This is a genomic window from Wohlfahrtiimonas sp. G9077, assembly GCF_002252155.1.
GTDB lineage: Bacteria > Pseudomonadota > Gammaproteobacteria > Cardiobacteriales > Wohlfahrtiimonadaceae > Wohlfahrtiimonas.
Genome location: NZ_NEFD01000005.1, coordinates 11,533 through 24,477, shown reverse-complemented (window position 1 = coordinate 24,477; position 12,945 = coordinate 11,533). Strand labels below are relative to the sequence as shown.

At 45.5% G+C, this 12,945-nt stretch carries 12 protein-coding genes; 8 read left to right on the top strand and 4 right to left on the bottom strand.

Annotated elements, in window-relative coordinates:
- From B9T20_RS07350 to B9T20_RS07325, 6 genes are all read left to right on the top strand, one after another.
- Window positions 1-1,524, top strand: coding sequence for an NADH-quinone oxidoreductase subunit M (locus tag B9T20_RS07350; RefSeq protein ID WP_094490462.1), 1,524 nt, complete (start codon window positions 1-3; stop codon window positions 1,522-1,524).
- A 16-nt stretch (window positions 1,525-1,540) separates the two neighbouring features.
- Entirely contained in the window at window positions 1,541-2,986 is a 1,446-nt protein-coding gene (locus B9T20_RS07345) for an NADH-quinone oxidoreductase subunit N (protein WP_094490461.1), read from the top strand.
- 9 nt (window positions 2,987-2,995) lie between these two features.
- The gene (gene mog / locus B9T20_RS07340) at window positions 2,996-3,559 is read left to right on the top strand and encodes a molybdopterin adenylyltransferase (RefSeq protein WP_094490460.1); all 564 of its coding nucleotides are present in this window, start codon (window positions 2,996-2,998) and stop codon (window positions 3,557-3,559) included.
- A gap of 137 nt (window positions 3,560-3,696) precedes the next feature.
- Window positions 3,697-4,155, top strand: coding sequence for a hypothetical protein (locus B9T20_RS07335; protein WP_094490459.1), 459 nt, complete (start codon window positions 3,697-3,699; stop codon window positions 4,153-4,155).
- A 5-nt stretch (window positions 4,156-4,160) separates the two neighbouring features.
- Window positions 4,161-5,963 (top strand): aminodeoxychorismate synthase component I, encoded by a 1,803-nt coding sequence (gene pabB / locus B9T20_RS07330; RefSeq protein WP_094490458.1) that lies wholly within the window; start codon window positions 4,161-4,163, stop codon window positions 5,961-5,963.
- Complete coding sequence (locus tag B9T20_RS07325; protein ID WP_094490457.1) at window positions 5,960-6,550, top strand: aminodeoxychorismate/anthranilate synthase component II; 591 nt, start codon at window positions 5,960-5,962, stop codon at window positions 6,548-6,550. The genes pabB and B9T20_RS07325 overlap by 4 nt, the downstream gene beginning before the upstream one ends.
- Window positions 6,551-6,560: 10 nt before the next feature.
- On the opposite strand, the gene uvrC is transcribed toward B9T20_RS07325, so the two are convergent.
- From uvrC to B9T20_RS07305, 4 genes are all read right to left on the bottom strand, one after another.
- Entirely contained in the window at window positions 6,561-8,366 is a 1,806-nt protein-coding gene (uvrC, locus tag B9T20_RS07320) for an excinuclease ABC subunit UvrC (RefSeq protein ID WP_094490456.1), read from the bottom strand.
- A 2-nt stretch (window positions 8,367-8,368) separates the two neighbouring features.
- The gene (locus tag B9T20_RS07315; protein WP_094490455.1) at window positions 8,369-10,150 is read right to left on the bottom strand and encodes an N-acetylglutaminylglutamine amidotransferase; all 1,782 of its coding nucleotides are present in this window, start codon (window positions 10,148-10,150) and stop codon (window positions 8,369-8,371) included.
- Between the two features lie 12 nt (window positions 10,151-10,162).
- A complete protein-coding gene (locus B9T20_RS07310; RefSeq protein WP_008316118.1) occupies window positions 10,163-10,477 on the bottom strand; it encodes an iron-sulfur cluster assembly accessory protein in 315 nt (104 codons plus the stop codon).
- An 88-nt stretch (window positions 10,478-10,565) separates the two neighbouring features.
- Window positions 10,566-11,333, bottom strand: coding sequence for a hypothetical protein (locus B9T20_RS07305; RefSeq protein WP_094490454.1), 768 nt, complete (start codon window positions 11,331-11,333; stop codon window positions 10,566-10,568).
- A gap of 44 nt (window positions 11,334-11,377) precedes the next feature.
- Here B9T20_RS07305 and coaD point away from each other — a divergent pair, with 44 nt between their 5' ends.
- A complete protein-coding gene (gene coaD / locus B9T20_RS07300; protein WP_094490453.1) occupies window positions 11,378-11,875 on the top strand; it encodes a pantetheine-phosphate adenylyltransferase in 498 nt (165 codons plus the stop codon).
- Window positions 11,872-12,942 carry a tRNA epoxyqueuosine(34) reductase QueG gene (gene queG, locus B9T20_RS07295; RefSeq protein WP_094490452.1) on the top strand — a complete coding sequence of 357 codons (1,071 nt, stop codon included), beginning with the start codon at window positions 11,872-11,874 and terminating at the stop codon, window positions 12,940-12,942. Before coaD ends, queG begins: the two co-directional genes overlap by 4 nt.
- Window positions 12,943-12,945 lie beyond the last annotated feature (3 nt).

Below are 12,945 nucleotides of genomic sequence, written 5' to 3'. Positions count from 1 at the left end.
ATGAGTATCGAAAATATGCCTTGGTTAAGTTTAGTGATTTGGGTGCCCATTATCACGGGCATCGTGACACTATTGATGGGTGATAAAAATGCGTGTCGAGTGCGAATGTTCGCACTCCTTGCGAGTCTTGTCACATTAGTGCTTTCATTGCCGCTTTACGGTCTCTTTAACTCAGAGACCGCAGCCATGCAGTTTGTAGAATTAAAACAATGGATTCCAACATTAGGGATCAACTACCATTTAGGCGTAGATGGTTTATCCATGCCATTTATCCTTTTAACGAGCTTCATGACTGTTGTGGTTGTGATTGCCGGTTGGGATGTGATCACCTATAAGCGCCACCAATATTTGGGTGCCTTCCTCATCATGGCAGGCTTAATGAACGGTGTGTTCGCAGCGATGGATTCCATCTTGTTCTATGTCTTCTTTGAAGCGATGTTGATCCCGATGTTCTTAATCATCGGTATTTGGGGCGGCCCAAATCGTGTTCAAGCGGCATTGAAATTCTTCTTATACACCTTCTTAGGTTCGATCTTCTTGTTAGTGGGCATCATCTACTTATACATGCAGTCGAACAACACAACCTTTTCGATTGCCAACTTTGCAGACTTAGATCTCTCATTGAGTCAACAAAAATGGTTGTTATTGGCATTCTTAGCAGGTTTTGCCGTTAAAGTGCCAATGTGGCCTGTGCACACATGGTTGCCATCTGCGCACGTTGAAGCGCCAACAGGCGGTTCTGTGATCTTAGCGGCCATTACACTTAAAATTGGTGGTTATGGCTTCTTGCGTTTCATGTTGCCGATCGTGCCAGAAGGGATTGCCTTTTTTGCGCCAATGATCATCGCCATGAGCATCATCGCCATCATTTACATCTCTTTTGTGGCACTTGCGCAAAAAGACATGAAAAAATTGATCGCCTATTCATCGATTGCACACATGGGCTTTGTGACGTTAGGCTTTGTTTTGCCGGTGGCGTTTTTAGATGCGCCAATGGCGGCCAATCAGATGGCGATCCAAGGCGGCATGATGCAGATGATCTCTCACGGTTTTGTCTCTGCAGCGATGTTCTTATCCATCGGTGTGTTGTATGACCGCGTGCATTCTCGTGAAATTGCTGACTACGGCGGCGTGATCAATTCCATGCCAATCTTTGGGGCATTTTTCATCTTCTTTGCGATGGCGAATTCAGGTTTACCGGGCACATCAGGCTTTATTGGTGAATTCTGGGTGTTATTGGCAAGCTTCCATTATGGCATTTACATCACAATCGCGGTGGCAACATCCTTGATCTTAAGTGCGGGCTATAACTTATGGCTCACCAAACGAGTGATTTTAGGGGAAGCGGTGCATCAACATGTTAAAGAGTTGAAGGATCTCAATGGTCGTGAATACTTCTTACTCGCCATGTTGGCAATCTTCATTATTGTCTTAGGTGTGTGGCCAGCGCCACTTGCAAATGTGATGCAGGCATCCATCGATCACCTGTTAACCAGTCTTCCAATGATCAATGGACAGCCATAGAAAGGATTAAATCATTATGAGCGTATTAACTTCAATGGACTTTATTGCAATCTTGCCAGAGATCATTCTGACAGTTGCAGTGGTGGGCATTCTCTTACTTGAGTGCATCAGCAAGCAAAGTCGCATCATGACGATCCATCTTGTGAGTATGGTTGCGATTTTAGCGGCATTCGTTGTGTTGTTGACAGTGGTGCCAGCAGGCACAGAGCCTTTGTATTTCTGGAACAGTGAAATTGTGCTCACAGGCATCAATGGCCAACTTAAAAGCGCAATGTTGCTTGTGGTATTGCTTGGCTTAATTTACAGCTTCCCTAAATTGTCTGAAACCAATTTAGATCACGCTGAATATTACGTATTGATTCTCTTATCCACCATCGGGATGTTGGTGTTGGTGTCTGCCAATACATTATTGATGGTGTATTTAGGATTAGAGTTGATGTCTTTACCAATGTACGCATTGGTGGCCTTTAATCGTAAAGATGGTAAAGCCACAGAAGCGGCCATGAAATATTTTGTCATGGGTGCAATGGCGTCTGCCATTTTACTCTTTGGTATGGCATTGTTATATGGCGTCGGTCAATCCTTGAATCTACAAGTGATTGGTCAAGCAATCTCTTCAATTGCGAGCCAAAACTTTGATCAAAACATCATGCTCTTGACCTTCTCATTGGTCTTCATCGTTGTGGGCATTGCCTTTAAACTTGGTGTGGCACCATTTCATGCATGGGTGCCCGATGTGTACGAAGGTGCACCTGCGCCTGTTGCAATGTTTATCGGTGCTGCGCCTAAAATTGCTGCGATGGCGATGGGTTATTCCATGTTGATGGTGGCCGGTTATCAAGTGACGGAACAATGGCAACAAATGCTTGCGATTGTGATCATCCTATCCTTTGTGATCGGTAACTTTGTGGCACTTCGTCAAACGAACCTTCGCCGCATGTTGGGTTATTCAGCCGTATCACATGCAGGTTTTATGTTGTTAGGCTTGTATGCGGGCAATGATTTGAACATTCCTGCCACCGGTTATTTCTATGCCATCACATATGCCTTCACCACAATTGCTGCATTTGGTTTCATTTTATTGGTCAATAAAAATGGGCAATCGATCTCTGAAATCTCTGACTTAAAAGGTTTTGGACGTCAGCATGGTTACTTAGGTGTCCTCATGGCATTGATCATGTTATCCATGGGTGGCATTCCGCCATTTGTGGGCTTTGTGGCGAAGTTCTTTGTGTTAGAAAATGCCTATCAATCCGGTTATGGTTTCTTAGTGATCATCGGTTTATTGGCATCTGTGGTGGGCTTGTTCTACTACTTACGCGTCATTAAAGTGATGTTCTTTGACCAAGCCGATGACAATGCAAACATCACCATTACGCCTTGCTATGGCTCACAAGTGATTTTCTCTGCCAACGTTTTCTTGTTAGTATTGTTGGGATTTGTTCCCACATTATTGATTTAAGGAAAAAGTATGATGAAAATTGGTTTAGTTTCTGTCAGTGATCGCGCAAGTGCCGGCATCTATCAAGATGAGGGATTGCCAGCTTTAAAAGCGTGGTTAGAAAAAGCGGTGACGACGCCAATGACGTTTGTGGAGGCATTGATCGCCGATACACAAGCAGAGATTGAAGCCACATTAAAGCGTTTGGTGGATGATGAAGGGTGTTCGCTTGTGTTGACCACAGGCGGCACCGGTCCTGCCATTCGTGATGTGACGCCTGAGGCAACCTTAGCAGTTGCTGATAAAGAGATGCCAGGTTTTGGTGAGCAGATGCGTCAAATCAGCCTGTATTATGTGCCAACGGCGATTTTATCGCGCCAAGTGGCGGTGATTCGTGGGCAAAGTTTGATTGTCAATTTGCCAGGTCGCCCAAAAGCGATTGCTGAAACATTAGGCGGCGTGCGCGGTGAAAACAATGAAGTGATCGTCCATGGGATTTTCTCAGCGATTCCTTACTGTTTAGATTTGATCGGCGCACCTTTTATGGAGACAGATCCTGCACAGTGTCAGGCATTTCGCCCAAAGAAAAAATAGGCGATTTTGCAAAGATGAATGCTTCCTTCGGGAAGCATTTTTTATGGGTGAAATAAATTCGTGTTTCCTCAGAGCAATTCATGGCTGGTTGTACTACAATATCGCCCTTGCTTCATTTTCTGTGGATAGGATTGTATATGGACATCGCCATTGTTTTCGCGCCGAAGTTTTCGGAGTTAGCCAACCATTTCTCTGCGGTGGCGCAGCAGCATGATCTATATGATACTGTGTTGCAAAATCAAGCGGTGAGCATGACGCATGGTGAATGGACCTTTGTCTGTATGCCCGTTGATCACTGCTTTGAGGAGAATTTTGCCCGCAGATTAAAAAAATTATCAACAGGGCACAAACTCTACTTTTTTGCCGTCAATGATGAGGCCGAAGGTTTATGGTTTGAGCATTATGACAATGGGGAGCTGACGCGCCAATGGATCGAGGCAGAGCAACAAGTGGCCGGCAACATGGGCCATTATTTGCCCGAAGAGCAGCGTTTAGGCTTCCCGTTTGTGGATGAATCCTATGAAGATGTCGGCGAAGAGATGCTCTATGAGCTCATTTATGAAATCACGGATTTTGACATCACTGAAACGTTTTAGTCATTATGAATTTGCTTGATCAAGATTGTTTTATCCTATTGGAAAACACCAAAACAGCCGGCGAAGATGCATGGCTGTTTCATTCACCGGCAGCAGAAGTGATTTGCCGCGATGGTCATCAATTATCTGAGGCATTTCAAACCCTTGATGCGCTTCGTCAAAGTGGCCATTATGTGGCCGGTTATGTGAGTTATGAAGCCGGTTACTATACGGTGGATCGCCAAACATTTGATCATTGCACCGCTCGCAACGATGATATTTTGCTGCACATGTATGCCTTTAAAACGGCAGAACGCATTTCGCAAGATCAGGTGCAACGTTATTTTGATGCGCTCGAATGTGGTTCAGCAGAAGTTGAAGGGCTGACTTTTGCATTGAGTGAAGATGAATATGCCCAAAAATTTGATGTGATCCAGCAAAACATTACCGATGGCAATACGTATCAAATCAATTTTACGACGCATTATGATTTTTTGCTTAAAGGTCATCCATTTGCCCTGTATCAAGCGTTGCGTCAGCGCCAAAAAGTTGAATATGGCGCGCTCCTTAAATTCCCAGAATCGACGATTTTATCCATTTCGCCTGAGCTTTTTTTCCGTAAAAAAGGGCAATGGATTGAATCAAAGCCCATGAAAGGCACGTTTGCCCGCGGGCAGAATGAGGCGGAAGATCAAGCCATTTTGCAGCACATGCGAGCGGATGAAAAAACATTGTCAGAAAATGTGATGATCGTGGATCTGATTCGCAATGACATGAGCCGCATTACAGTGCCGGGGACAGTTTCCGTCAATCGTTTGTTTGAGATTCAAAGTTATGAAACTGTGCATCAAATGATTTCCACGGTGACAGGGCGCGTGCCCACCGACATCAGCATGAGGGAGATTTTCACCAATTTATTCCCCTGTGGCTCCATTACAGGTGCACCGAAAATCCGCACGATGGAGATCATCGAACAGATTGAAGATGCACTGCGCGGCGTATATACGGGCGCGATTGGTTATATGACGCCGGACAATGACATGTGTTTTAATGTGCCCATTCGCACATGTGTGATCAATGAAGATGGGCAAGCCCGCTTAGGTGTCGGCGGTGGCATCATTGCTGATTCAGTGTGCACGGAAGAGTATCAAGAGTGTTTATTAAAGGCGCGCTTTTTAACGGGCATGACGGCAAATGTTCAGCTCATTGAGTCCATGCGCTTGATGCATCAAACAGCAAGTATTGCGCGGTTAGATGCGCATTTAATGCGCTTAACCCATTCAATGGCAGCGCTTGGATTTAAGGCTCAACTTGCTAGCATTCAAGCCGCGCTTGATGAATTGGTAACGCAGCCCTTTACAGAAGATCAGAAAATTCGTTTGGTGGTGGATCAACAAGGCAATTTTGAATTGACACATGCTCCCATCATCCATCATTCATCGCCGCTTGAAATCATCATCAGTGATGTCAAAGTGGATTCAAAGCATCCGCTTTTCCCCCATAAAACCACAGAACGTACTTTATATCACAAAGCATATGAAGCCGCGAAGCAGCATGATTGCTATGATGCATTATTGCTCAATGAGCGCGGGGAAATCACCGAAGGCTCGTTTCATAATGTCTTCATTGAAAAAAATGGACATTGGTATACGCCGCCTTTAACCACTGGCATTGTCAATGGCGTGATGCGTCAAGCATGGCTTCAGACACTGGGCAATGTATGCACGGAAAAACTGCTGTATCCCCAAGACATTCAAATGGCAGATCGCATTGTGCTAACGAACTCTGTGCGCGGCTGTGTGGATGTGAGATTAAAGGCATTGGCATGATCTGTTTAATCGATAATTATGACTCTTTCACGTACAACATTGTGGCGTATTTGCAGCAATTGGGGCATCCGCCGATTGTTTATAAAAATGATCAGATCACCATTGAGCAATTAGAACAATTGCCAATCGATGCGTTTATTTTATCTCCAGGTCCGGGAACGCCGCAGGATTCAGGCATTACACTTGAATTGATTCGCCAATTTGCAGGACGCATCCCAATTTTAGGCATTTGCCTTGGTCACGAGTGCATTGCCGAAGTCTATGGCGGCAAGATTGTGCATGCTGAGCGTGTGATGCATGGCAAAACATCATTGATTGATCACGATGGCATGGGCGTTTTCAGCGGCGTGCCCAATCCCATTAAAGTGGCGCGTTATCACTCATTGATTGTGGATGATGCCGCATTGCCCGATTGTTTAGAGGTGAGTGCATCTTACACAACGGCACAGGACAAGCGTGAAATCATGGGCGTTCGCCATAAACTTTATGATGTCGAAGGCGTGCAATTTCACCCTGAATCCATTTTGACGGATTATGGTCACTTAATGCTGGCGAACTTTTTGCGTCGGCGTGGATGTGTGCGCTGACAATAGTGAATTACGTTTCATGCAGCGCCTCATAAATCACTTTGGCTAAATGATTGCTGATCCCCGGCACTGTAGCAATGTCCTCAATTGTGGCATTTTTTAGGGCAGAGAGCCCGCCAAAATGGCTGAGCAACGTGGCGCGTCGCTGCGGGCCAATGCCCTTAATGTCTTCTAGGACAGAACGCCGGCGCAGTTTATCGCGCTGTGAGCGATGCCCTTCAATGGCAAAGCGATGCGCTTCATCACGAATTTGAGTAATAAGATGAAAGGCAGCACTGGTGCTTTCAATGTCAATGGGCGTGTCATCACCAGCTTTCCACAGTGTTTCTAAGCCAACCTTTCTGCCTTCACCTTTGGCAACGCCAATTAAAAGTACCGAATCAATGCCAAGCTCACGCATCACATCAATGCCCACTTGCAGTTGGTTTTTACCGCCATCGATGAGCAAAATGTCTGGCAATGGATTGTCCTCAGTGTGGCTAAAGCGGCGCGTGATGGCTTGGCGCATCGCAGCGTAATCATCGCCCCCTGTGATGCCTTCAATGTTAAAACGGCGATAGAATTTTTTCGTCACTCCCTCTTTGGTGTACACAACATCTGAGGCGACGGTTTTTTCACCAAAACTGTGGGATATGTCAAAGCATTCGATGCGCTCAATCTCTGGCAAATGCAGTAAATCGGCCAATTCTTGTAAACGATGGTGAATGTTACTTGCACCCGCTAATTTAATCTCAATGGCTTGTACGGCATTTTTATGGGCCAGATCGAGCCAGCGGGCGCGCTGTCCTTTGACGTTGTGGGCAATGATAATTTTACGGCCGCTCAATTCACTCAAATGGCTTTCAAGCCATGCGCTGTGCTCGGGCGCCAATGCATGATTGAGGATGATGTGGCTTGGCGGTAAACGTGCGGCATCATAATATTGTTCAATAAAACTTTGTAAAATCTCAACCGCTTCTGTATTGCTCGGCACTTTAGGAAAATAAGCCCGCGCGCCCAACACGCGCCCATCACGAATGGTGAGCACTTCCACTGCATGAAGCCCGCCTTTGTCTGCGTGGGCAATCAAATCGAGAGACGCGCTGCCTTGCTCAATGTCATTGGTGGATTGCACCGCTTGCAGTGCTTTGATTTGATCACGAATCACGGCAGCGGCTTCAAATTTTAAATCTGCCACGCATTGTTGCATGCGGCTGACCAATTCGCTGATTAATGTTTGGGCGTTGCCCTCTAAAAAGAGCACGGCATTGTGCACATCTTTTTGATATTGCTCGGGTGTGATTTTATTGACGCATGGCGCGCTGCATCGTTTGATTTGATATTGCAGGCACGGGCGCGTTCTGTGTTTAAAGACAGAATCCTCACATTGGCGAATCAAAAAGAGTTTTTTCATTAAATCTAATGTGTCGCGCACCACAGAAGAGGAAGGATAAGGACCAAAATAGCACCCTTTATGTTTTTTGCTGCCACGGTAATAGGCTAAGCGCGGATATTGTCCAAGGGAGAGATAAATATAAGGGTAACTTTTATCATCAATCAGGCTCACGTTATACCGTGGGCGATGCTTTTTGATGAGGTTACTTTCTAAGCGCAGCGCATCATTTTCACTGTTGGTGATGGTGACTTCGATGCTCGCAATGTGACTGACGAGCGCTAGGGTCTTTGTGGACAAGCCGGACGCTCGAAAGTAACTGGATAAGCGGTTTTTTAAATTTTTGGCTTTACCCACATAGATGATCACATCGCTGGCATCTCGCATGATGTAGATGCCAGGCTTTGTGGGAACAGTTTTTAAAAATGCCGCCGCATCAAACATGATTACGGTAAAACTTTTTGTAACCAGATTTCAAGTAACGCACAATGCCACAATTTAGAGCCTTGAATGCGCGTAAAGTTCTCTTTCGCCTCAGGATGATCTAATAAACGCTGAACATATTCAGGATTGAAAATGCCGCGCTCAATCGCCGCTGAGCTTGTCAAAGCATCGCGCATCATGTCATAAAATTCGCCGCGCACATATTTAAGCGCCGGCATTGGGAAATAGGCTTTTGGGCGATCAATGATGCTGTCTGGCACTTTACCGCGGGCAATCTCTTTTAAAATGCCCTTGCCGCCTTGCATCAATTTGTAATGATCTGGCATGCTAGCGGCCAATTCCACCAATTCATGATCTAAAAATGGTACGCGCGCTTCTAAACCATGTGCCATGGTCATGTTATCGACGCGTTTAACAGGATCATCCACGATGAGCGTTGTGGTGTCAAAGCGGAACACTTGATCTAAATAACTGGAAGCAAATGGCTTGGTCAATTGATCGCGCACATATTCACCCACGATGTCATCCATTTGGAATTTCGGGGCAAAAGTGTTGCAAAGCTCAGGATAATCGCGGTCAAAATAGAATTGGCTAAAGCGCAACAATGGATCGCGCTCTTCGCTGTGTGCCATTTGTGGATACCAGAAATAACCACCAAAGACTTCATCGGCACCTTGGCCGCTTTGCACCACGCGCACATGTTGCGACACTTTTTCAGACAACAAATAAAAGCCAATGGCATCTTGCCCAAAGAGCGGCTCGGACATCTGCGCCACAGCTTCCGGTAAGCGCGTTAAGGCTTGGCCATTTTCGATCAAATATTTGTAGTGATCTGTTTGATAGCGTGCCACCACTTGATCAGAGAATTCAAATTCAGAACCTTTCTCTTCTGGCTGATCTTCAAAGCCGATGGAGAAGGTGGGTAAATTTTTCACGCCTTCTTCATGGGCAAGGGCAACGATTAACGAGGAATCTAAACCGCCTGACAATAAAACGCCCACATCCACATCTGCTGCCAACAAACGGCGGCGCACAGCAGTGCGAAGTTTTTCTTCAATGGCATCTTTCCAATCGCGATCATCCCAATCTTTGTGCTGATTCTCTGCATTGAGTGACCAATATTGAAACTCTTCAATTTTGCCGGTTAAATCCACCCATAAATAATGCGCTGGTTTTAGTTTATGAATGCCTTTAAAAATGGTGTAAGGCGCCGGAACCACCGCATGCAATGTGTACATGTATTGCAACGCAATCGGGTTGATGTCTGTATCCACCAATTGAGAGGCCAATAAGCTTTGTGTGTTAGAGGCAAAAAGGAAGTTCTTTTGATCATGCGAGAAATACAAAGGTTTGATGCCAATGCGATCGCGTGCCACAAAGAGCTTTTGAATGCGCGCATCCCAAATGGCAAAGGCAAACATGCCCACCAAATGGGTTAAACATTGCTCGCCCCATTCGATGTAGGATTTTAACAACACTTCTGTATCGCTTTCTGTGGTGAATGTGTGGCCTTTGTCTTTTAAAACACTGCGCAATTCACGATAATTATAGATGGTGCCGTTAAACACAATGATGCAGCCGGTGGTTGCATCTTTCAAAGGTTGATCCGCGCGAGCTTTCACATCGATGATGCCAAGGCGACGATGGGCAAAGCCTAATGGACCTTCACATATAATGTGTCCGCCATCGGGACCACGGCGGCGCAACGGCTCGCTCATTTTTTCAAGAAGCGCCGCTTCAGGTCGTTGATGGGTGAAGCTTAAAATGCCTGCAATTCCGCACATAGAATATTCTCCTTAAAACATGAAGCTTTCGCCACAACCACATTCGCTTTTCGCATCAGGGTTGCTGAATTTAAAACTGCGATTGAGCCCTTCTTGTACATAATCAAGCGTAACATTTTGAATGTAAGGTTCATTCGCTTGATCCGTCACGATGGTGACAGGGGTTTCTGTAATGATGAGTTTGCCTTCAATATCATCACACAATTCAATGAAATAGCGATAGCCCGAACAGCCAGATTTGCGGATGGCAATGTTGATGTACTTTTCCGCTGCGGCGGCTAATTGCGCGTCTAATTGTTTAAATGCTGAATCTGTGACTGAAAACATAGAGAACTCCTGATAATGACTGATTGAAGTATAGCACTCGCTAATCCGTATCATTTTAGTACTTTTAAAGGGGAGTGCAAATGAGATGTTACTCAAAGCGCTTACGATGTTTTAAATGCTTTATGTCAAAGTGGGCTTCGTTGTCTTTGTTTAAGCTTGCGGCGCGTAATGGCGGCATTTGCGCATGGGCATAGAGAATTTCGATCTCAATGTCATAAATGCCATCAGTTTTTGCTTTGTCCATATGTTTTGCCCAAGCTTCATACCAAGCGCGCGTGCGTAGGCCTTTCATCAACGGATTGGCAACGCGGCCACCCGCAACGCGTAGGTCTTTGAGCATCGCATCGAGCCGATTGTATTGCAGCGTGATTTTCTCCACATGCACAATCACATCAATGAACCCTTGTGAATGCAGATAATCCCCAAGGCGCTTGATGTCAGGATAATCATTAAATTCAGGGCCATCTGGCATAATGCAGTTTGCAAAGCTCTCAAGCCCCGCGGTGCTCATGAAGATTTTACCATTGGGATTTAAATGATCCTTCATTGTCGCAATCGCCGTTTCGATGTTTGGGGCATCTTGTAAAAATAGATTGCTGATCACAAGATCCGCGCGAAGGGGCAATTGTGCGCCATAATCGAGCACATCAAATGCAGCATCTTGATAAGTTGCCTGACAACAATTTTTAAGAGCATCGTCGATGTGCCCCATTTCAAGAATTTGCGTGGGTTTAAAATTTGGGTTTTCTGCCAAATATGAGAGCATGCGCTCTGCAATTTCATGGTGCAAAAAGAGGTGCTCAGCTAAGCAGTCAGGATTTTTGTGCAATAATGCACGAGGAATTGAAACGGACATACGATATAATAACACCCTATATCTGTGGAAATAAAAGGCTTATTATGACACAAACAATCGCGGTTTATCCGGGAACCTTTGATCCCATCACCAATGGGCACATCGACATTGCCAAACGCGCTGCGCGTATTTTTGACAAAGTGATTGTGGCCGTGGCGAGCGAGGTTTCACCTTCTAAGCGTCCGCTGTTTTCAGTGGAAGAGCGCATTGAGATGGCGCGTCAAATCTTTGAAGATTGTCCGAACATAGAGGTGCAAGGCTTTCATTCATTACTGGTTCATTATATGCAGGCTGTGAAGGCCGATGTGATCATTCGTGGTTTACGTGCCGTGTCAGATTTTGAATATGAATTTCAAATGGCGAGCTTAAATCGCTGCTTGCGCCCTGAAGTGGAAACACTGTTTTTAACGCCATCAGAAAAATACTCTTTCATCTCTTCTACCATGATCAAAGAGGCTTATCGCTTAAAAGGCGAAGTGAGTGACTTTATCCATCCATTAGTAGAAGCAGAATTGCATCGTAAATTGCGTGGGTCCGAATGACGTGTGATGATCTCGCTTTCATACAAGCGTTGAAAGAAAAGGCCGAAGCCCTTGGTTTTACGCACATCAGCAGTCAAACACCTAAGCCCTTAACGGAAGTCAAAGCGTATTATGAGGCATGGCTGGCCAAAGGTTATCATGGCGGCATGGATTATTTATCCAAACATGGGGATTTGCGCTTTAATCCGATGGCGTTGATGGAGCATACAAAAAGCATTTTAACGGTACGTTTGCCGTATTATCATAACAATGATGAAGCGATGGCAACCCTCAAAGAGGATCAACGCGCCTACATTGCCCGTTATGCATTAGGGCGAGATTATCACAATGTGATTCGTAAACGATTAACCCAACTTGGGCAATGGATTGCAGAGCAATTTCCCGATGAAACGGTTACATTTCGTGCTTTTACGGACAGCGCCCCTATTTTAGAGCGTGAGCTTGCTGAGCGCTCCGGCCTTGGTTTTAGTGGTAAAAATACGTTGATCATTGATCGCGAGAAAGGCTCATACTTTTTCTTGGGTGAGCTGTTTATTTCGCTGCCCATCGTGATTCCAAGCACCGTTGTGGATAAGCATTGCGGGCGCTGCACCAAATGCATTCAAAAGTGCCCGACGGGCGCCATTGTTTCCCCTTATGAAGTGGATGCGCGCCGCTGCATCTCTTATTTGACCATTGAGCACTTTGGGGCGATTGATGAAGAGCTTCGCCCAATGATGGGCAATCGCATCTTTGGCTGTGATGATTGCCAGCTCTTTTGCCCATGGAATCGCTTTGCCAATCATGAAATTGTCGATGACTTTAAACCTCGCCATTCGCTCAATGACATTGCGCTCCTTGATTTATTGCGTTGGAGTGAAAACACCTTTTTAAAGAAAACAGAAGGGATGCCCATTCGCCGCATCGGGCACGCTCGATTCATTCGTAACATTACCGTTGCCCTTGGCAATGCCAATTATGATCCAAGGATTGTAGCGGCACTTGAGGCATTGGAATCGGATGAAGCATTTGTGCGTGAACACATCGATTGGGCGCTCAAACAACAATACAATAAAAAAGGGCATTAAAGC

Bases quoted from the DNA above. Each gene is read 5' to 3' on its own strand.
- B9T20_RS07305 (WP_094490454.1), bottom strand. From the start codon at position 11,333: ATGTCCGTTTCAATTCCTCGTGCATTATTGCACAAAAATCCTGACTGC.
- mog (WP_094490460.1), top strand. From the start codon at position 2,996: ATGATGAAAATTGGTTTAGTTTCTGTCAGTGATCGCGCAAGTGCCGGC.
- pabB (WP_094490458.1), top strand. From the start codon at position 4,161: ATGAATTTGCTTGATCAAGATTGTTTTATCCTATTGGAAAACACCAAA.
- B9T20_RS07310 (WP_008316118.1), bottom strand. From the start codon at position 10,477: ATGTTTTCAGTCACAGATTCAGCATTTAAACAATTAGACGCGCAATTA.
- queG (WP_094490452.1), top strand. From the start codon at position 11,872: ATGACGTGTGATGATCTCGCTTTCATACAAGCGTTGAAAGAAAAGGCC.
- B9T20_RS07325 (WP_094490457.1), top strand. From the start codon at position 5,960: ATGATCTGTTTAATCGATAATTATGACTCTTTCACGTACAACATTGTG.
- B9T20_RS07350 (WP_094490462.1), top strand. From the start codon at position 1: ATGAGTATCGAAAATATGCCTTGGTTAAGTTTAGTGATTTGGGTGCCC.
- uvrC (WP_094490456.1), bottom strand. From the start codon at position 8,366: ATGTTTGATGCGGCGGCATTTTTAAAAACTGTTCCCACAAAGCCTGGC.
- coaD (WP_094490453.1), top strand. From the start codon at position 11,378: ATGACACAAACAATCGCGGTTTATCCGGGAACCTTTGATCCCATCACC.
- B9T20_RS07345 (WP_094490461.1), top strand. From the start codon at position 1,541: ATGAGCGTATTAACTTCAATGGACTTTATTGCAATCTTGCCAGAGATC.
- B9T20_RS07315 (WP_094490455.1), bottom strand. From the start codon at position 10,150: ATGTGCGGAATTGCAGGCATTTTAAGCTTCACCCATCAACGACCTGAA.
- B9T20_RS07335 (WP_094490459.1), top strand. From the start codon at position 3,697: ATGGACATCGCCATTGTTTTCGCGCCGAAGTTTTCGGAGTTAGCCAAC.